This is a genomic window from Kitasatospora sp. NPDC057595, from assembly GCF_042800875.1.
Lineage (GTDB): Bacteria > Actinomycetota > Actinomycetes > Streptomycetales > Streptomycetaceae > Kitasatospora.
In genome coordinates this window covers 168,924-188,761 of sequence record NZ_JBHVGL010000001.1, presented here as the reverse complement: position 1 = coordinate 188,761, position 19,838 = coordinate 168,924, and the positions used below count along the sequence as shown (strand labels likewise).

Annotated in this window: 16 protein-coding genes; 5 read left to right on the top strand and 11 right to left on the bottom strand. The window is 75.0% G+C overall.

Annotated elements, in window-relative coordinates:
• Positions 1–119 precede the first annotated feature (119 nt).
• The 3 genes from ACFU9E_RS00910 to bldG all read right to left on the bottom strand — a co-directional run bounded on the left by ACFU9E_RS00910 (position 120) and on the right by bldG (position 1,906).
• Positions 120–821 carry a small secreted protein gene (locus ACFU9E_RS00910; RefSeq protein ID WP_380687712.1) on the bottom strand — a complete coding sequence of 234 codons (702 nt, stop codon included), beginning with the start codon at positions 819–821 and terminating at the stop codon, positions 120–122.
• 147 nt (positions 822–968) lie between these two features.
• Positions 969–1,388: an ATP-binding protein gene (locus tag ACFU9E_RS00905; RefSeq protein WP_355360229.1), complete on the bottom strand. Its 420-nt coding sequence runs from the start codon at positions 1,386–1,388 to the stop codon at positions 969–971.
• 176 nt (positions 1,389–1,564) lie between these two features.
• Entirely contained in the window at positions 1,565–1,906 is a 342-nt protein-coding gene (gene bldG, locus ACFU9E_RS00900) for an anti-sigma factor antagonist BldG (protein WP_355360232.1), read from the bottom strand.
• Between the two features lie 222 nt (positions 1,907–2,128).
• Here bldG and ACFU9E_RS00895 point away from each other — a divergent pair, with 222 nt between their 5' ends.
• Positions 2,129–4,681: a DEAD/DEAH box helicase gene (locus ACFU9E_RS00895; RefSeq protein WP_380687709.1), complete on the top strand. Its 2,553-nt coding sequence runs from the start codon at positions 2,129–2,131 to the stop codon at positions 4,679–4,681.
• Here ACFU9E_RS00895 and ACFU9E_RS00890 read toward each other — a convergent pair.
• From ACFU9E_RS00890 to ssd, 7 genes are all read right to left on the bottom strand, one after another.
• A complete protein-coding gene (locus ACFU9E_RS00890; RefSeq protein ID WP_380714693.1) occupies positions 4,676–5,140 on the bottom strand; it encodes an Rv3654c family TadE-like protein in 465 nt (154 codons plus the stop codon). The genes ACFU9E_RS00895 and ACFU9E_RS00890 overlap by 6 nt on opposite strands.
• A complete protein-coding gene (locus ACFU9E_RS00885) occupies positions 5,128–5,583 on the bottom strand; it encodes a TadE family type IV pilus minor pilin (protein ID WP_380685553.1) in 456 nt (151 codons plus the stop codon). Before ACFU9E_RS00885 ends, ACFU9E_RS00890 begins: the two co-directional genes overlap by 13 nt.
• Positions 5,573–5,860 (bottom strand): DUF4244 domain-containing protein, encoded by a 288-nt coding sequence (locus ACFU9E_RS00880; RefSeq protein ID WP_380685551.1) that lies wholly within the window; start codon positions 5,858–5,860, stop codon positions 5,573–5,575. The genes ACFU9E_RS00885 and ACFU9E_RS00880 overlap by 11 nt, the downstream gene beginning before the upstream one ends.
• Before the next feature lie 37 nt (positions 5,861–5,897).
• Positions 5,898–6,689 (bottom strand): type II secretion system F family protein, encoded by a 792-nt coding sequence (locus tag ACFU9E_RS00875; protein ID WP_380685549.1) that lies wholly within the window; start codon positions 6,687–6,689, stop codon positions 5,898–5,900.
• Positions 6,686–7,774, bottom strand: a complete 1,089-nt coding sequence (locus ACFU9E_RS00870; RefSeq protein ID WP_380685547.1) for a type II secretion system F family protein — start codon at positions 7,772–7,774, stop codon at positions 6,686–6,688. The genes ACFU9E_RS00875 and ACFU9E_RS00870 overlap by 4 nt, the downstream gene beginning before the upstream one ends.
• A gap of 210 nt (positions 7,775–7,984) precedes the next feature.
• Positions 7,985–9,328: a TadA family conjugal transfer-associated ATPase gene (locus ACFU9E_RS00865; protein ID WP_380685545.1), complete on the bottom strand. Its 1,344-nt coding sequence runs from the start codon at positions 9,326–9,328 to the stop codon at positions 7,985–7,987.
• Positions 9,328–10,452 carry a septum site-determining protein Ssd gene (ssd, locus tag ACFU9E_RS00860; protein ID WP_380685543.1) on the bottom strand — a complete coding sequence of 375 codons (1,125 nt, stop codon included), beginning with the start codon at positions 10,450–10,452 and terminating at the stop codon, positions 9,328–9,330. The genes ACFU9E_RS00865 and ssd overlap by 1 nt, the downstream gene beginning before the upstream one ends.
• An 830-nt stretch (positions 10,453–11,282) precedes the next feature.
• On the opposite strand from ssd, the gene ACFU9E_RS00855 reads away from it, so the two are divergent.
• Entirely contained in the window at positions 11,283–12,101 is an 819-nt protein-coding gene (locus tag ACFU9E_RS00855) for an HAD family hydrolase (RefSeq protein ID WP_380685557.1), read from the top strand.
• 366 nt (positions 12,102–12,467) lie between these two features.
• Here ACFU9E_RS00855 and ACFU9E_RS00850 read toward each other — a convergent pair whose 3' ends face one another.
• Entirely contained in the window at positions 12,468–13,388 is a 921-nt protein-coding gene (locus tag ACFU9E_RS00850) for an oxidoreductase (protein WP_380685541.1), read from the bottom strand.
• 234 nt (positions 13,389–13,622) lie between these two features.
• On the opposite strand from ACFU9E_RS00850, the gene ACFU9E_RS00845 reads away from it, so the two are divergent.
• The 3 genes from ACFU9E_RS00845 (at position 13,623) to acs (ending at position 19,673) form a co-directional block, all read left to right on the top strand.
• Positions 13,623–14,630 carry an ATP-binding protein gene (locus ACFU9E_RS00845; protein ID WP_380685539.1) on the top strand — a complete coding sequence of 336 codons (1,008 nt, stop codon included), beginning with the start codon at positions 13,623–13,625 and terminating at the stop codon, positions 14,628–14,630.
• A 441-nt stretch (positions 14,631–15,071) separates the two neighbouring features.
• A complete protein-coding gene (locus ACFU9E_RS00840; RefSeq protein ID WP_380688455.1) occupies positions 15,072–17,486 on the top strand; it encodes a SulP family inorganic anion transporter in 2,415 nt (804 codons plus the stop codon).
• 210 nt (positions 17,487–17,696) lie between these two features.
• On the top strand, positions 17,697–19,673 hold the full coding sequence (gene acs, locus ACFU9E_RS00835; protein ID WP_380688453.1) for an acetate--CoA ligase: 1,977 nt from the start codon (positions 17,697–17,699) through the stop codon (positions 19,671–19,673).
• The last annotated feature ends 165 nt before the right edge of the window (positions 19,674–19,838 follow it).

Genomic DNA, 19,838 nt, shown 5'->3' with positions numbered 1-19,838 from the left:
CGGGCGCGCTCGCCGGCGCGCTCGCCGAGGCTCCCGCCGGTGGGCCGTCCTCGCCAACGCCGACCACCCCCTCGGCGGCCGGGGCCGAGGGGGTGGGGGTGCGTTCGGTCAGCGTTCGGTCAGCTCGCCGAGGGGGCGGCGGCCGGGGTGGAGGGCGCGGCGGCGGGGTCGCCCGCCGGGCTCGCCCCGTCCGTGGCGCCCGCCGCGGGCGCGCCGGTGGCCGCGTCCGTCGGCGCGGCCGACGGGCTGCCCGTCGAGCCACCCGTCGGCGCGGCGGCCGCCGTACCCGGCTTGCACCCCTCCTGCTTGGCCATCGCCGCGCCGAGATCGCCGCGCTGCAGCTTGCCCTGCGCCTGCGTGGAGAGCGCGGACAGCTGCTGGATCTGGTCGGCCACGCTGCGCAGCCCGTCGGCGAACTTCGACTGGTCGTCGACGGAGAGCGCGTCCAGCTTCTTCTGGATCTCGACGTAGCCGTCGGCCGCCTTGTTGAGCTCGGCGACGGTGTCCTTCTGCAGGGTCGCGCCGTCGTCCACCTTGGGGGCACCGGCCTTGTCGATGGCCGCGGCGATGTCCTGGTTGGTCTTGGCCAGCTGGCCGAGGTCCGCCGAGAGGCGCTTCTGGAGGTCGGCCGGGACTTCGCCGGTCTTCACCTGCGCGGTATCCGCCAGCGCGGTCTGCGCCTGGGCGATCGGGTCCTTGGCGGCGCCGCACACGTTCGCCGACCAGGACTCCAGCTGCTTGCTGTTGTCGTCGCCGCAGCCGACGGCACCGAACGCCAGCAGCGCCCCGAGCGCGGGTACGGCCAGCAGTCGCTTGTTCACCGGGAGAAGCCCTTTCGGTTTCGGTCGTCGAACTGCGAACCTACACGGCCGCCGTTCGACTCCCGGTCCCCGCCCGGGCCGCCCCCGCTGTGCTGTGCGCGCGGCCTCCCGCTCGCCGCGCGCCGCTCGCCGGTCCCCGCGCGCCGCTCAGAGCGCGAGGGTGTCCGCCGAGGCCGGCCAGCTCATCCGGATCAGTCCGCCGTCGGCACCGGCGGTGACCTCCAGGTCCTCGACCAGGCCGGTGAGCACCGCGAGACCGAGGGCGTCCTCGTCCGGCTCGGCGCCGTCCGCCGCACCGGCGGTCGGGACGGTGTCGAGACCGGCCTCGTCCTCGACCTCGATGAGGAAACGCTTCTTCTGGTCGATCAGTGCGACGCGCACCGCGCCCTTGACGTCCCCGCGCCGGTGCAGGCCGACCGCGCGGGAGCACGCCTCGCCCACGGCGAGCCGCACCTCGTCGAGCACCGACTCGTCGACCCCGGCTCGCCTGGCGACCGCCGCGGCGACCAGCCGGGCCGTCCGCACGTGTTCGGGAAGCGCGCTGAATCGAAGTTCGACGGTTGCCATCTCTTCCCCCTCGGGGTGCTCCGACCGGGGCCGGTCCACGGCCCCTGCGGGCCGGTGTCGACCGGCCCTGGGGCGACCGGACGGGCCGGGGCGCGCGGCCCCGGCTCCCGGACGCATGGGAATCGGGCGGACCGGCCGCTGAGGGCCGGCCCGGCCGGGTCAGTCGGTCCTGCGGATCAGTCGGTCGCCTGGACCGCGTCGTCCACCGAGCTGTGGATCGGGAAGACCTTGGTCAGCCCGGTGATCCGGAAGATCTTCAGAATGCGCTCCTGGTTGCACACCAGGCGCAGCGAGCCCTCGTGGGCACGCACCCGCTTCAGACCGCCCACCAGCACGCCGAGGCCCGTGGAGTCCAGGAAGTCCACGCCCTCCATGTCGACGACGAGGTGGTAGCTACCGTCGTTGACGAGCTCGACCAGCTGCTCGCGCAGCTTGGGGGCGGTGTACACATCGATCTCGCCGCCAACCTCGACGACCGTGCGGTCGCCGACTGTACGGGTCGACAGGGACAGGTCCACGGAACCTCCAGCACCTTGCCTTGCTACGTCATTGCGATCCTCGGCCGGACGGCCGTCACCGCATGGTCGCGAGCTCCGGGCACGCCCAGCCAGTGCGTGGCGAGCCTCAGCGCTGCGACCCCCGGCCGTACGGCCGTCACGGCCACATTCAACCACCTGCGACCATGCCCGCACGATGGCTTAGGACGATTCTCCGTCACGCCGGTGACACACTGGGTCCTCATGCCGCCGCGTCACAGCCTGCCCGAGGCACTGCTCACGACCCTGTCCACCACCCGAGGGCGGTCGGACCGGCTCACCCATACGGAGCACCTTCCCGCCCGGCGCGCCCGGTATGCGCCGTGGCCCGACTGGATCCGGCCCGAGATCACCGCATCCGCCCAGGCCATGGGTGTCCGGCAGCCCTGGGCCCACCAGGCCGAGGCGATGAACCTGGCCAAATCCGGTCAATCTGTGGTGATCGCCACAGGGACCGCCTCGGGCAAGTCCCTCGGCTACCTCGGACCGGTGCTCTCCGACCTGCTGGACGGCACCGAGGCGCGCAACGGCCGGGGAGCCACCGCGCTCTACCTCGCCCCGACCAAGGCGCTCGCCGCCGACCAGCGCCGGCGGGCCGCGGAGCTCGCCCCGCCCCGCGTCCGGGCCGCCCTCTACGACGGCGACACCCCGCCCGAGGAGCGCGAGTGGGTCCGCCAGTACGCCTCCTACGTCCTCACCAATCCGGACATGCTGCACCGCGGCATCCTGCCCGCGCACGCCCGCTGGTCCTCCTTCCTCAAGACCCTGCGCTACGTCGTCGTCGACGAGTGCCACGGCTACCGCGGCGTCTTCGGCTCGCACGTGGCCCAGGTACTGCGCCGGCTGCGGCGGATCTGCGCCCGCTACGGCTCCTCGCCCGTCTTCCTGCTCGCCTCGGCCACCACCGCCGACCCGGCCGTCACCGCCCGCCGCCTCACCGGTCTGCCCGCCGAGGCGGTCACCGAGGACGCCTCACCGCGCGGCCCGATGGTCTTCGGGCTCTGGGAGCCCCCGCTCACCGAGAACGTCGGCGAGAACGGGGCGCCGGTCCGCCGCACCGCCACCGCCGAGGCCGCCCACCTGCTGACCGACCTGGTCGAGCGGGAGACCCGCACCGTCGTCTTCGTCCGCTCCCGGCGGGCCGCCGAGCTCGTCGCCCTGCAGACCCAGGACCAGCTCGGCCGCCCGCTCGCCGACCGGGTCGCCGCCTACCGCGGCGGCTACCTCGCCGACGAGCGCCGGGCCCTGGAACGCGAGCTGCACTCCGGCCGGCTGCTCGGCCTCGCCTCCACCTCCGCCCTCGAACTCGGGGTCGACGTCTCCGGTCTGGACGCCGTCCTGATGGCCGGCTACCCGGGCACCCGGGCCTCGCTGTGGCAGCAGGCCGGCCGGGCCGGACGCGAGGCCCAGGGCGCGCTCGCCGTCCTGATCGCCCGGGACGAGCCGCTGGACACCTATCTGGTGCACCACCCGGAGGCGCTGTTCGCCACCCCGGTCGAGGCCACCGTGCTCGACCCGGACAACCCGCACGTGCTCGCCCCGCACCTGTGCGCGGCCGCCGCCGAGCTGCCGCTCACCGATCCGGACCTGGAGCTGTTCGGTCCCTCGGCCGCGCCGCTGCTGCCGGTGCTGGAGCGGCGCGGACTGCTCCGCCGGCGCGGCGACGCCTGGTACTGGACCCGCCGCGAGCGGGCCGCCGACGCCGTCGACCTGCGGGGCAGCGGGGGCAGTCCGGTGCAGATCGTCGAGGCCCCGACCGGCCGGCTGCTCGGCACCGTGGACGCCTCCGCCGCCCACACCACCGTGCACACCGGGGCGGTCCACCTCCACCAGGGCCGCAGCTACCTGGTCCGGGACTTCGACCTGGAGAACTCGGTCGCCCTGGTCGAGCCCGCCGACCCGCCCTACACGACCTCCGCGCGGGACATCACCTCCATCTCCGTGCTCTCCACCGACACCACCGTCGACTGGGGCGAGGGCCGGCTCAGTTTCGGCTCGGTGGAGGTGGTCAACCAGGTGGTCGGCTACCTCCGCAAGCGGATCTCCACCGGCGAGATCATGGGCGAGAGCAAGCTCGACCTGCCGCCCCGGACCCTGCGCACCCGGGCCGTGTGGTGGTCGGTCACCGAGGAGCAGCTGCTCGACGCGGACATCCCGCCCGACCAGCTGCCCGGCGCCGCCCACGCCGCCGAGCACGCCTCGATCGGCCTGCTGCCGCTCTTCGCCACCTGCGACCGCTGGGACATCGGCGGCGTCTCGGTACCGCTGCACCCCGACACCGGGCTGCCCACCGTGTTCGTCTACGACGGCCACCCCGGTGGGGCTGGCTTCGCCGAACGCGGCTTCCGGCGGGCCGTGCAGTGGCTGACCGCCACCCGGGAGGCGATCGCCGCCTGCGAGTGCGAGCGCGGCTGCCCGTCCTGCGTGCAGTCGCCCAAGTGCGGCAACGGCAACGATCCGCTGGACAAGGCGGCCGCCGTCCGGCTGCTGGACGTGCTGCTCGCCGGCGCCCCCGGGACCGCCGCAGAGCCCGGCCGGGACGGAGGAGCCGTACAGGACCGAGGAGCCGACGGGGACAGGCCGTCCGGGCACCCCGGACGCCCCTCGCCGGCGCGGGCGGCCGACGGCCCCGAGAAGGCCGCGCGGGCCGCGGAGCGAGCTGGGACGTCGGAGGGGAAGCCCGGGGAGGGGCCGGGGGAGAAGCCGGGGCCGGACGGGCCCACCGGCGAGGGAGACGGCCCGCCGGGAGCCTCATGAGCCACCCCCGATCGGTCCGGATTCGCCCAGCGCGGCCCGCGCCTCCTCGTCCGTCGGCGCCACCGGCGCCCTGATCGGTCCGGCCCGGGACCGTCCCCGGGCCGGACCGACCGGCAGGCGCGACGGCAGCCCGGCGACGGGCACCTGCGCCACCACCTCGACGGCGTCCGCCGCCCGGTCCACCGCGCAGGAGACCACGACGGCCGCCTGCGCGGCCGCCACGGCACCGGCCCGGCCGCAACCTCCGTCCGCGTCCAGCAGCAGCCCGTCGGCCGCCGCGAGCGCCGCGAGGTCGGCGGCGGACTCCGCCCGGTGGCGGGCGCCGAGCACCGCGCCGACCGAGAGCCCGGCGCTGCACGCCAGACAGCCGAGCAGCGCGCAGGCCAGCAGCCAGACCGTCGCCGATCCCGCGTCGGACCGGCGCGCCCCGAGACGCGCCGGGACCCTCAGCCCGCCCACGGACCCGCACCTCCCTCCGCTCCCCGCAGGGTGTCCTCCCGGGCCGCGACGGCGGTGGCGCTCAGCCGCACCGCGAGCACCTCCGCGAACCGCCCCGGCGCGCCGTACGGCGCGTCCACGGTGACCCGCACGGTGTCCGGCGCCAGATCGACCTGGACGGCCGCTCCCGCCGGCGCGGCCGCCCGCGCGGCCCCGGCGGCATCGGCCTCCCCGCGCGCGGCCGCCCTGGCGCCCACCCGTGCCGCGTCGACACAGCGGAGCTGGGCGGCCGCGGCGAGCACGGCCCAGACCAGCAGCACGCCCAGCAGCACCAGCGCCGGCAGCGCGACGGCGGTTTCGGCGGTGACGAACCCACCGTCGCCGCGCCGTCGCCGTCGCGGCCGCCGCGGCCGGAGCGGGCGCCGCAGCCGGAGCGGGCGCCGCGGCGGCCGGTCAGGCCGCATGGAGCGCCCGGTCCAGGACGCCGGCCAGCGCCTCCAGCACGGCCGTGCTGGTCGCCACCTTGTACAGCCCGGCCGCCAGGGCGCACGCCCCGAGCGTGCCGACCGCGTACTCCGCGGTCGTCATCCCCGCGTCCGAGCCGCTCCGGGCCCGGATCCGGTGCCGGACCTGGTGCCGGACCCGGTGCCGGATCGCGCCCGCGATCCGGTGGGCCGGCCCGCCGGAAGCGGTGACGGGAGCGACGACGGCCACGGCCACGGTCTTGATCGCCACGTTCATGGTGTTCCTCCTTGCGTCGAATGGATCCGGTGTTGCGTCACATCGCGTGCGAGAAGCGGCCGGTGAGCCCCACGACCACCGGGGCCACCCCGATCAGGACGAAGGCCGGGAGAAAGCACAGCCCGAGCGGTGCCGTCGCCAGCACCCCGGCCCGACGGACGCGGGCGTGCGCCGCCCGGACGGCCTCGGCCCGCCGGCCGCTCGCGAGCCCGCAGAGCGCCGCCGCCGCAGGGGCACCGCTCAGACTCGTCCGAACCAGGCACCGGGACAGCGGTGCCAGCGGCGGGTGTTCCTCCCCGAGCCGGCGCCAGCAGATCTCCGGCGGCGACCCCAGCGCGAGTTCCGCCGCCGTCGACAGCAGCCGCGGGCCCATGGGCGCGTCCACGCTCGCCCCGACCGCCGCCACCGCCGCCGCCGGCGAGGCCGCCGACCCGAGACAGGCCGCCAACAACTCGGCGGTGAGCGGCAGCTGTCGCACCAGCCGCGCCTCCTCCAGCGCGGCCTGCCGCTGCGCAGGGGACCTCGCCCGGGGCATCCAGCGGTGCAGCACGACCGCCAGCAGTCCGCCGGTCACCAGGCCTCCCGGTCCGCCGAGGAACACCGCCGCCCCGAGCCCGGCCGCCAGCGCCGTCGCAGCCCGCCGCGCCCGACCCGGAACGACCGGGCTCCCCCGCGCCGCCGCCCAGCGCCCGGGCCGCCTCGGCCGGGGCGGATCGGCGGTGCCGAGCAGGGCGTCGGCCCGTCGGCGTGCCCGTCTGCCGGGCCGGGCCGCACCGACCGCACCGACCAGCAGCACTCCCGCGCCGGCCGGATCCGTCAGCCAGGTCATCCGCACCCCACCTCCCGGCGGAACGCCCCGCTCGGCCGACCCGGCCTGGCCCGGGTCCGGGTGATCCCGCACCGCCACTCCCCCGCCGGCGGCTCGGCCTCCTGCACCGGGGCGGAGCCCAGGGCGCCCTCGGCGGCCCCCCGGACGATGCGGGCGGTCCACGCCAGGCCCAGTACCTCCAGGGCCGTGCCCGCCGCCAGGGAGGCCAGCCCGGCGGGCGTGTGGAACAGCACCTCCAGCGGCCCGGCCCCGAGAGCCGCGCCCAGCAGCAAACCGGCGAGCGGCAGGGCCGCCAGCACCGCGATCGTGGTGCGCGGTGCCGCCAGCTCGGCGGTGATCTCCTCCGTGAGCGCCCGCTCGACCCGCAGGGCCTCGGCCACCCCGTCCAACCCGGCCGCCAGGCCCGATCCGCCGGCCGAGGCGACCTCCCAGCAGGCGGCGACCGCCGCCGCCCCGCTCCCGCCCGGCAGTTCCGCGAGCAGCCGGAACGCGGCGGGCACGTCCGCGCCGTACCGGCCGGCCGCGAGCCTGGCGACCGGTTCGGCACCGAGCCTGCTCAGCGCCACGGGATCGGCGGCGATCCGCGCGGTCGCCAGGTGCAGGGCCTGTTCGGGCCTCGCCCCGCCGCGCAACTCGCCCGCCAGCCCGGCGCAGAGCTCCACCACGGCGGACGCCCGGTGCCGCGCCTCGGCGGCCGTCGCCCGCCGCAGCCGCCACCGCCGCACCGGCAGGACGGCCGCGACGGCCACCAGGACCGGGACCGGTGATCCCGCCGCCCCGCCGGCCGCCAACCCTCCGGGCAGGAGCAGCAGTTCGGGAGCGCTCCGAAGGGACCGCCCGAGCCCGCCCGACCACCGCACCAGCTCAGCCACCGCACCGCGGTCGCCGCCTCCGACGCCGTCGCCGCCTCCGCTGTCGACACCGGCGCCGGCATCACCCGCCAGCACCGCCCCGGCTCGACGAACGCCCGCCGTCCGCCGCCTCAGCCCGCACCACGCCGCCACCGCGGCCCCGCACAGCACCAGCGCCCACCACAGCGCCGTCCCGTCCACCACCACGACCACCACCTCCCTCGCCGTCGCCACCAACGCCACTCCGCCGCACCACGGACCCGAAGGCCGTCAACCCCGCACTCCGGCGCCCGACATCGACCGCTCGGGCGCCCGGGCCGTCCCGGCCGCCACCACCGCGATCCCCGCGCCTCCTCGGCCCGCCGCCCGGTCCGAGGAGCAGCAGGGCTCCCGCCGCAAAGCCGCCCATCAGCAGCGCGAACGCCGCCTCCGCCAACCCGGCCGTCACGACGGGCCCTCCTCGACGGCGGCTCCCCGGGCGGCGAGCAGACCGGTCAGACGCTCCCAGCCGGGGCCCGGGACGGTGGCGCCGTCCGCCGTGAACGCCACCGCCGGGGTGGTGACGGCGAGCCCGCGCCGGTCGCCGTCCAGGGTGTGGATCTCGGCGACCCGCCGGCGCCCGGTCGCCTGGTCCCGCACCAGGTGCACCACCAGGTCGAGGGCGGCGCGGAGTTGGCTGTGCAGGGCCGGACGGTCGAGCCCGGCCAGCGAGCCGAGCGCCTCCAGCCGGACCGGCACGTCCGCCGCCGTGTTGGCGTGGACCGTTCCGGTGCCGCCTTCGTGGCCGGTGTTGAGGGCGGCTAGCAGGTCGGCCACCTCGGCACCGCGCACCTCCCCGACCACCAGCCGGTCGGGCCGCATCCGCAGTGCCTGGCGGACCAGGTCCCGCAGGGTGAGCTCGCCCAGCCCCTCCTGGTTGGGCGGGCGCCCCTGGAGCCGCACCACGTGCGGGTGGTCGGGCCGCAGTTCGGCGGAGTCCTCGGCGACGACGATCCGCTCCTCCGGACCGACCAGACCGAGCAACGCCGCGAGCAGCGTGGTCTTCCCCGTGCCGGTGCCCCCGCTGATCAGCAGCGAGAGCCGGGCCCGCACCACGGCGGCCAGCAGCTCGCCGCCGCGCGGCGGGAGCGCCCCGCCGGTCACCAGCTCGTCGAGACCGAACGGCCGGGGGCGGCACACCCGCAGCGAGATGTGGGTGCAGCCGGCCGCGATCGGCGGCAGGACGGCGTGCAACCGGGTGCCGTCCGGCAGCCGGGCGTCCACCCAGGGCCGCGCGTCGTCGAGCCGCCGCCCGGCCGCCGTAGCGAGGCGGTGGGCGAGTCGGCGCACCGCCTCCGGGTCGGTGAAGCGCACGCCGGTGGCCCGGCGCAGCCCCCCGCCCCGGTCGAACCAGATCTCGTCCGGTCCGTTGACCAGGACGTCCGTGACGTCGGGCGCCGCCAGCAGCCGTTCCAGCGGGCCCGCACCCACCAGTTCGGCGCAGAGCGAGCGCACGGTGTCCAGGACGTCGTCGCCGCCGAGCGGCGGCCTGGCGGCGCGCAGGGCGGTCGCCACCGAGCCGGCGGTCGGCGGCGACCCGGACTCGGCCAGCCGCAGCCGGACGGCGTCGACCAGCGCGGCGGCACGCTCCTCCCTCGCCGTCCGGCCGTAGGCGTTCGGTTCGGCCCGGGGCGCCGGGACGCTCCCGGGACCCGGGACGCTCCGCAGCCCGCGCCGCTCACCCGGCCCGGGCCCGCCACCACCGCGGTCGGCACCCGGACCGTCGTCGGACCTGCGCAGACGCACCATCAGGCGACACCCCCCTCGACCGCCGGCACCGGCGGCAGCACCTCGTCCAGGAACGCCCCGCAGAAGCGGGCGAGCGGCCCGCTCTCCCGGATGCCGGGCGGTACGCCCTGTTCGAGGTCGACGGCCAGTCCGGGCTCCGGCTCCAGCACCCCGGCGAGCTGCATCCGCAGTCCCCGGGCCACCCGGTTCGGGGGGATCCCGAGGGGACCCGGCGGCCGCACCACCGCCCGCACGTCGTCCAGCCGCATCCGGACGGACGCGGCCACCCGGTCGGCGGCCGCCACCGCGCGCAGTTCGGCCGGCACCACCAGCAGCGCCGTGTCGGACTGCTCCAGAGCCTGCCCGGCCGCCGGATCCAGCCGTCGGGGCACGTCGACCACCACGAGTCCGCCCCGGCGGCGGGCGGCGGCCAGCACGCTGCGCATGGCCTCGGGCGGCACCGCGAGGGTGTCGCTGCGGTCCCAGGACAGGCAGGACAGGGTCCGGAGCCGCTTGAGCGCGGGCAGCGCCCGGGCCAGCTCGGCGCCGTTCACCCGGCCCCGGGAACCGGCGAGGTCCGGCCAGCGCAGGCCGGCGGCCGTCTCGCCGCCGAGCAGGATGTCGAGGCCGCCGCCGAGCGGGTCACCGTCGACCAGCACGGTGTGCAGGCCCCGGCGCGCGGCGGTGACCGCGAGCGCGCAGGCCAGGGTGGAGGCGCCCGCGCCGCCCCGCCCGCCGAGCACGGCGACGGTGCGCGCGGGAGCGCCCACCCCTTCGGCGGCGTCGGCGACGCGGTCGAGCAGCCAGGCCTCGGCATCGGGCAGGAACAGCACGTGCTCCGCGCCGAGTTGGACGGCCCTGACCCAGACGCCCGCGTCGTCGAGGTCCAGCCCGAGCAGCAGCACCCCGGGTCTGCGGGGCAGCCCGGCGCACTGTCCGGACCGGTCGTCGCCGACCAGGACCAGCGAGGCGCCCTCCCACAGTTCGCGCGGCGGCGGCTCGCCCCGGATCAGCCGGGGCTCGGTGCCGGCCGCCGCGCAGATCCGCAGCAGCTGCTCGGCCAGGCCGTCGTCCCCGGTGAGGACGAGCGGCCCGACGGGCTCCGGCCCGCCGGTGGTGGCGTGGTCGGTGATGGGCTTCGTCATGCGGGCTCCCCTGTCGTCCTGGTGTCCGGTCGGTCCGGCAGCCGGTCGCCGGGCCCGCGGCACGGACCCGGCGACCACCGCCGGACATCACGGTGGACGGTGATCCGGATTCCGTCCGCCTGGTTCCGAATCCCTGTGGACAACTCATGGGCTGTGGACGAAAACGTTCACCCGCACGGGGGGCTATTGGACAAAGAATTGACGAAACGGGCTCACGGAGATGAACCGCCATACCGACGCGACCGGATAGCACCGCGCGGACCGCGCGCTCCCCGGGGCAGGTCCGACCGCATTCCCGAAGCGGCCGGGGCCGGCGCCGACCATGAGCGACGCCCTATGAACCATCCACGGAGAGTGACGAAAACGGGCGACCGCCCCCGTTCCCCGACACCCCCTGTAGGCGCCACGGGGGCCGGCCCGCGGATCCGCACGACGGGCCGTTCAAGCCCTGAAATGGCCCCGGACGTGCGACGACCCCCGCCGGGGGGGAGAGCGGGGGTCGTCTATCCACGGCCCGACTCGGGGGGGAGGAGCCGGACCGGGTTAGCACGGTCGCGAACGATCCGTGACTTCCATGGTGTACCCGAGCGGCCAGAAACACAAACCCGCACGCCCACGAGTACGCCGAATGGCGGGCTGTTTTGCGGCGCCCTCTATCCTCGGTTCCCGTGGACACCACCGAGAACGCCGACGAGCACGCCGACGAGTCCCCGGACTCCACCGCCGCAGCCGCCGGAACCGACGGGACACCCGGGCCCGACGGGACGGCCGTGACCGACGCACGCCCCGGAGCGCCCGGCTCCGGCCCGTCCGGGCCCCGTCCGCCGACCGTGCGACCCGGTCCGACCGGCCCGCGCACCGCCGCCTTCTTCGACCTCGACAAGACGATCATCGCCAAGTCGAGCGCCCTCGCGTTCAGCCGTCCGTTCTACCAGGGCGGCCTGATCAACCGTCGGGCCGTCCTGCGAAGTGCGTACGCCCAGTTCGTCTTCCTGGTGGGCGGCGCGGACCACGACCAGATGGAGAAGATGCGGGAGTACCTCTCCGCGCTGACCCGGGGCTGGAACGTGCAGCAGGTGCGCGAGATCGTCGCCGAGACCCTGCACAACCTGATCGACCCGATCATCTACGACGAGGCCGCCTCGCTCATCGAGCAGCACCACGCGGCCGGCCGCGACGTGGTCATCGTCAGCAGCTCCGGCTCCGAGGTGGTCGAGCCGATCGGTGCGCTGCTCGGCGCGGACCACGTGATCGCGACCAGGCTGAAGATCGAGGACGGCTGCTACACCGGCGAGATCGAGTACTACGCCTACGCCGAGAACAAGGCCGCCGCGATCCGGGAGTTGGCCGGGGTCGAGGGCTACGACCTGACCGAGTGCTACGCCTACAGCGACTCGTCGACCGACCTGCCGCTACTGGAGGCGGTCGGCCATCCCTCGGCGGTCAACCCGGACCGGGCGCTGCGCAAGGAGGCGGTGGCCCGCGAGTGGCCGGTGCTGGTCTTCGACAAGCCGGTGGAACTCCGGCGGAGGCTCCCGGAATTCTCCGCGCCGAGCCGCTCGGTGCTGACGGCGGTGGCGGTGGGCACGGCCGCGCTGACGGCCGGGGTCATCTGGTACGCGGCCAGGCGCCGCCGCCCGGCGGCCTGAGCACGAGGCGTTGGACAAAACGGTCAAAAGCCCAAGACGCCACTTTTCGGGTTCCCCTTTCGCCCGAAACGCGATACAAATGAAGCACGGCCCGCGAGACCCGGTCAGGACCGAAGAGGTCAAACCGACAACGCAGTTCAGGCCCCACGGACCGCCGTACAGATGACCGAGCACCCACATGCAGCCGACCCGCTGTCGGGCCGCCGGACCAGACGAACGGGCAGGATCCCCGTCTGATCGGCACTTTCCGGTGCATGCATGGTCACCCGGCATCTGTGCCAGCGGCGGCACCTGGCAGGATCAGGTGCCGCCGCATCCTGCTGTCCGGGCTGTTCGGGTGGGTGGATCCACCCACCGGGCCAGGCCCTAGACCATGCCGCGCTGCATCGCCTCGCAGACCGCCGTGCTCTCCCGCACGCCGAGCCGCAACGCCCGGCCGCAGTGGCCGATCCAGGCCGCCAGGCCCTCGGGCGTCCCCGCCAGGTAGCCGGCCAGCGCCCGCCGGTAGGCGTCCGTCCCCAGCTCCACCAGACCGACCTCGGCCGGGCAGATCGACTTCGGGTCGAGCCCCTCGGCGATCAGCACGATCCGCTGGGCGGCCCGGGCGATCAGGCCGTTGTACGCGCCGAACGGCCGCAGCGCCAGCAGTTCGCCGTGCACCACCGAGGCGACCACCAGGGCCGGCGTCCCGACGCCCTGGCCCTCCGCGCGGGCGACCAGCAGCCGGGAGAGCTGGTCGAGCCGGGCGGCGACCTCCTCCGGGCCGGGCGCCGCGGGCAGCGCCGGCACCGGCCCGTCCGTCACCGCGGCGGCCGGCGCGGTCGCCGGGCCGTGGTCCGCCGCGACACCCTCCGCCGGCATCAGCTCCAGCGGGAACGGGTCGTCGGCGCCCTCGCCGCCCTGCCGCGGGCGGCCCGCCGCGGGGTCGGCGTCCCCGACCGCCAGCAGGTGCAGCCGGGCCAGCACCTGGAGCGGCGAGTGCCGCCAGATGCTCAGCAGCTGGCCCGCCTCGGCCGCCACCCGCAGCGCGGCGCCCACCGTGCGGGCCTCGGCGTCCGCGCCGAAGTCACTGCGCCGTCGGACCTCCTCCAACGGCCAGTCGGCCCCGGCCAGCGCGGCCGAGGCGCGGGCGCCGCGCAGGGCGGACTCGGAGGTGACCTCGGCCGCGCGGCGACGCATCACCCGGTGGCCGTAGAGGCGGTCGACGGCCTTGCGCACCTCGGCCACCGCGTCCGGCACTCCGGGGAGCTGGGCCAGCGGGGCGAGGGGATCTGTTCCAGTGCTCACCTACCCGAGAGTAATGACCCGGGCGCCCCACCCGGAACAGCAACCTCGGATCACCCGTTAGAGGCAATCCTCACTTCCCTCCGGCCAGCGACCCCAAACCCCCGATAGCATGACCGCCGTCGAAGACGACAACGATTTCCAGCTCGGAAGATCGTCGACCTCGCCGCGGCGCGTTGCCGCGACCGCGGCGGGCCCAGCAGCGAGAGCCCCAGCAGCGAGAGCCGGAGTTCCAAGATGAAGATCGCCTTCGTCGGCAAGGGCGGCAGCGGCAAGACCACGCTGTCCGCACTGTTCATCCGCCACCTGGCCGCCGCGGGCCGGCCGGTCCTCGCCGTCGACGCCGACATCAACCAGCACCTCGGCCCGGCCCTCGGGCTGACGGACGACCAGGCCGCCGCACTGCCCGCACTGGGGGCCCGACTGCCCGAGATCAAGGAGTACCTGCGCGGCAGCAACCCGCTGATCCGCTCCGCCGAGGAGATGATCAAGACCACCCCGCCCGGCCGGGGCTCGCGGCTGCTGCGGATCGTCGAGGAGAACCCGGTCTACACGGCCTGCGCCCGGCCGGTCGCGCTCGACGAGGGCTCGGCCCGGCTGCTGGCGACCGGCGCGTTCACCGAGGAGGACCTCGGCGTCGCCTGCTACCACTCCAAGGTCGGCGCGGTCGAGCTGCTGCTCAACCACCTGGTCGACGGCCGGGGAGAGTACGTGGTGACCGACATGACCGCGGGCTCCGACTCCTTCGCCTCGGGGCTGTTCACCCGTTTCGACCTCACCTTCCTGATCGCCGAGCCCACCCGCAAGGGTGTCTCGGTGTACCGCCAGTACCGGGACTACGCACGCGACTTCGGCGTAAGGTTGCGGGTCGTCGGCAACAAGGTGCAGGGCCCGGACGACCTGGACTTCCTGCGCCGGGAGGTCGGCGAGGACCTGCTGACCGCCTTCGGCCAGTCCGACTGGGTGCGCCGCCTGGAGCAGGGCGCACAGCCGCCGCTGCGCGCCCTCGAACCCGCCAACCGCGCCGTGCTGGACGAGCTGCGCGTGGCCGCCGACGCCGCGTACGAGCTGCGGAACCCGCGCCGGTACACCGAGCAGGCCGTCCACTTCCATCTGCGCAACGCCGAGAGCTGGGCCAACGCGAAGGTCGGCACGGACCTCGCCGCCCAGGTCGACCCGGACTTCGTGCTCGGCGGCGGGTCCGCCCCGGTCGATGAGCCCAGCGCCGCCGGCGCGGCGGTCTGAGCCGGAGCACCGCCGCAGCACCCACGGGCCGCGGTCCCCCGCACGGGGGCCGCGGCCCGCGCGCGTCCCCGACAGGGCCTCCACCAGCAGATTCCGGTCCGTTCGACCACCACCCAATGGAGTGAATGGGGCGGTTATTCACTGTCGCTCCGGATGACGCTGTGCAAAGCTCTCATTACCCTCGGTTTACCGAGTCTTGATGTTCCGCTTCCGTCCCGGTACCCCCTCGCCGTGGCCTGGCTCCTCCCAGCGCCCCGCCGAGCGGCCGCCGGACGGCCCGATGGACCAAGGCCCGGCCGGTGACACCCGCACTCCCGGCCCGACCGCGCCATCCCGCCACACCGTCGCGACCCACGACAGCCGATCCGCTTCACCGAGCCCACGACCGGACTCACCGCCGGACCTGACTGCGTTCGTTCCCCCGGACAGACGGGAAGACCCATGACCCTCGACATCTCCATCGCCCCCATCGCCTCCGACACCACCGACCACGCCCCACCGGGCCGACGTCCCCGCGCCACCTGGGCACAGGACCTCTCGGCCTCGCTGGTGGTGTTCCTGATCGCCGTGCCGTTCTCCCTCGGCATCGCCCTCGCCACCGGCGCCCCGCTCACCGCCGGCCTCGCCGCGGCGGCCGTCGGCGGCATCGTGGTCGGCCTGTTCGGCGGCACCCCGCTGCAGGTCAGCGGCCCCTCGGCCGCGCTCACCGTGATCACCGCCGGGCTCATCGCCCAGTACGGCTGGCAGGCCACCTGCACCATCACCCTCGCCGCCGGCCTGCTCCAACTCCTGCTCGGGGCAAGGCGGGTGGCCCGCACCGCACTGGCGGTCTCACCCGCCATCGTGCACGGCATGCTGGCCGGCGTCGGCCTGGCCATCGCCATCGCCCAGCTGCACGTCGTCCTCGGCGGCTCCCCGCAGAGCTCGGCACTGGCCAACCTGCTCGCCCTGCCCGCCCAACTGTCGACCCCTCACCCCGCCGCCCTGGCCGTCGGCGCGGTCACCGTCACCGTGCTGCTCGGCTGGCCCCGGCTGGGCCGGCTCCCCGGCCGGTGCGGGGAGTTCGGCACCCGGCTGGCCAAGGTCCCCGGCCCGCTCGCGGCCGTCTCCGCCGCCACCGCGCTCGCCGTCGCGCTGGACCTGCGGCTCGCCCGGGTCGAACTGCCCGCCTGGCAGCCGCACGGGCTCGCCCCCGACCTGCCGCACGGACCGCCCCTCGCCGTCCTGGCCGCCGTACTGACCGTCACCGCCGTGGCGAGCGTCGAGTCGCTGCTCTCCGCCGTCGCGGTCGACCGGATGTCGCGCCGCACCGGGGACCTGGACCGCGAACTGCGCGGCCAGGGACTCGCCAACATGGTCAGCGGACTGGTCGGCGGGCTGCCCGTCGCCGGTGGCGCGGTGCGCAGCACGGCCAACGTCCGGGCCGGCGCGCGCAGCCGGCGCTCCTCCGTCCTGCACGGGGTGTGGGTGCTGGCGGCGGCACTGGCCCTCACCGGCGGGCTGCGCCGGATCCCGCTCGCCGCGCTCGCCGCCCTGGTGCTGGTCGTCGGTCTGCAGATGGTGAGCTTCGCGCACATCCGCAAGGTGCACCGCCACCGCGAGTTCCCCGTCTATCTGACCACCGTGGTCGCCGTGGTGCTGCTCGGCGTCCTGCCGGGGGTGGCGCTCGGCGCGGCGACGGCCGTCCTGCTCGCGCTCTACCGGCTGACCCGCGCCCATGTGGACGTCCTGGCCGGCCCCGGCGGATCGTTCACGGTGGAGACCCACGGCCCGCTCACCTTCACCGCGGTGCCCCGGCTCAGCCGGGCGCTGGCGGGCATCCCGGCCGGTGCGGAGGTCGCCGTGGTCCATGACGGCTCCTTCCTGGACCACGCCGCCTACGAGACGGTGCACAGCTGGCGCACCGCCCACCAGGCGGGCGGGGGGCGGGTGTCGATGGTGACGCGCCGCCAGGACGACGAGGTGCTCGATCCGGACGGCACGGTCCGCACCGGCAGTTCTCCGGGCCCGCACCGCTGCCGCGCCTGGACACCCTGGGCCGGGCACCACTGCATCGAGCAGCAGGAGGACCCGCACGGCCGGCTGCTGGACGGGGTGCGGGTGTTCCAGCTGCACACCGCCCCGCTGGTGCGGCCCGAGCTGGCCCGGCTCGCCCGGGAGGGGCAGACGCCCTCACAGCTCTTCCTGACCTGCGCGGACTCCCGCATGGTCACCAGCATGATCACCAACAGCGGTCCGGGGGACCTCTTCACCGTGCGCAACGTCGGCAACCTGGTGCCGGCGCCGCACGAGCCGGGCGCGGCCGACGACTCGGTGGCGGCGGCGGTGCAGTACGCGGTGGAGGTGCTGGAGGTCCGGTCGATCACGGTCTGCGGGCACTCGGGCTGCGGAGCGATGAAGGCCCTGCTCGACGGCGTGCACGAGCAGCCCGGCCGGCCCACCCCGCTGGCCCGCTGGCTGCGCAACGGCCGCGGCTCACTGGACCGGCTGCGCAGGGTCCCGGCCGAGTTCACCGACCGCCCGGCGGTCGACCTGACCGAGCAGCTCTGCATCACCAATGTGGTCCAGCAGCTGGACCAGCTGATGGCCAACCCGGCGGTAGAACGGCGGGTGACCGAGGGCACCCTGCGGCTGGTCGGCATGTACTTCGACTTCGCCACCGCCCAGGCCTATGTGCTCGACCGGGAGAGCGGCCGCTTCGGGCCGGTCGAGGCCGCGACCCCGGCCGCGGCGGCCTCCGTACGGCAGGAGCGCGACACGCCCGGACGTCTGGACGGATTCGAACAGGTTCCGGCCACCGGTACCGCCGCAGCGGATCCGGCCCGGAGAGAGGGAGGGCCCGGCCTGGCCGCGTGAGACGGGCCCGCGTCCTGACGGGCGGGCCAAGGACGCGGGCCCACCTCCCAGCCCTGCCCCGGGGCGCCGCCGACCTCGGGCGACCGTTCGACCTCCGGTCAAAGGTCTACACCAATTATCCGGAGCCTCTTGTCAACTGACCTCTTCGCCTGGTGAGCTGTGCGCTGGGACACACGGGACAATCCCCACGCACGGGAAACGACCCCGATCATGACTCATGAGGAGTGCGCGTTGAGCAACGAGAGCCTGGCCAACCTGCTCAAGGAGGAGCGGCGCTTCGCCCCGCCGGCAGAGCTCGCCGCAGCCGCCAACGTCACCGCGGCCGCGTACGCACAGGCCTCCGAGGACCGCCTCGGTTTCTGGGCCGAGCAGGCCCGCCGCCTCGACTGGGCCGTCGAGCCCACCCAGACCCTCGACTGGTCCAACCCGCCGTTCGCCAAGTGGTTCGCCGACGGCAAGCTCAACGTGGCCTACAACTGCGTCGACCGGCACGTCGAGGCCGGCAACGGCGACCGCGTCGCCATCCACTTCGAGGGCGAGCCCGGCGACGGCCGCTCGATCACCTACGCGCAGCTCAAGGACGAGGTCTCGCAGGCCGCCAACGCGCTGCTGGAGCTCGGTGTCGCCAAGGGCGACCGGGTCGCGATCTACCTGCCGATGATCGCCGAGGCCGTCGTCGCGATCCTCGCCTGCGCCCGGATCGGCGCCACCCACTCGGTGGTCTTCGGCGGCTTCTCCGCCGACGCCGTGGCCTCCCGCATCCAGGACGCCCAGGCCAAGCTGGTCATCACCGCCGACGGCGGCTACCGGCGTGGCAAGCCGTCCGCCCTCAAGCCGGCCATCGACGAGGCGCTGACCAAGGTCGACGGCGTCGAGCACGTCCTGGTCGTGCGCCGCACCGGCCAGGACATCGCCTGGACCGAGGGCCGCGACGTCTGGTGGCACGAGGCCACCGCGCGCCAGTCCACCGAGCACACCCCCGAGGCGCACGACGCCGAGCACCCGCTCTTCATCCTCTACACCTCGGGCACCACCGGGAAGCCCAAGGGCATCCTGCACACCTCGGGCGGCTACCTCACCCAGGCCAGCTACACCCATCACGCGGTCTTCGACCTCAAGCCGGAGTCCGACGTCTACTGGTGCACCGCCGACATCGGCTGGGTCACCGGCCACTCGTACATCGTCTACGGCCCGCTCTCCAACGGCGCCACCCAGGTCATCTACGAGGGCACCCCGGACACCCCGCACCAGGGCCGGTTCTGGGAGATCGTCCAGAAGTACGGCGTGACGATCCTCTACACCGCGCCGACCGCGATCCGCACCTTCATGAAGTGGGGCGACGACATCCCCGCGAAGTTCGACCTGTCCTCGCTGCGGGTGCTGGGCAGCGTCGGCGAGCCGATCAACCCCGAGGCCTGGATCTGGTACCGCGAGCACATCGGCGCCGGCAAGGCCCCGATCGTGGACACCTGGTGGCAGACCGAGACCGGCGCGATCATGATCAGCCCGCTGCCGGGCGTCACCGAGACCAAGCCGGGCTCGGCCCAGCGCGCGCTGCCGGGCATCGCGGCCACCGTGGTCGACGACAACGCCGTCGAGGTCCCGAACGGCTCCGGCGGCTACCTGGTGCTCACCGAGCCGTGGCCGTCCATGCTGCGCACCATCTGGGGCGACGACCAGCGCTACATCGACACCTACTGGTCGCGCTTCGAGGGCCGCTACTTCGCCGGTGACGGTGCCAAGAAGGACGAGGACGGCGACATCTGGCTGCTCGGCCGGGTCGACGACGTCATGCTGGTCTCCGGCCACAACATCTCGACCACCGAGGTCGAGTCGGCCCTGGTCGGGCACCCGGCGGTGGCCGAGTCCGCGGTGGTCGGCGCCACCGACGCCACCACCGGCCAGGCGATCGTCGCCTTCGTGATCCTGCGCGGCAGCGCCACCGACAGCCCCGAGCTGGTCGAGGAGCTGCGGGCGCACGTCGGCCGCACGCTCGGCCCGATCGCGAAGCCGAAGCAGATCAAGGTGGTCGGCGAGCTGCCGAAGACCCGCTCCGGCAAGATCATGCGCCGCCTGCTGCGCGACATCGCCGAGGGCCGCGAGGTCGGCGACACCACCACGCTGGCCGACTCCTCGGTGATGAACCTCATCCAGGCCCAGCTTCCGTCGGCGGACGGCGAGAGCTGAACCGCGTGGTGAGACGCGCGTGACGCATGCGTGCCGGTGCCCCGGGTGGTCGTGACCGCCCGGGGCACCGGCATGTCCGGACGGAGGATCCTCCCCGGACCGCGCACGAACAGGTGCACATCGAGACAAAGAGGGATTAAGTCCTTAATTAGGACAATCCGGATG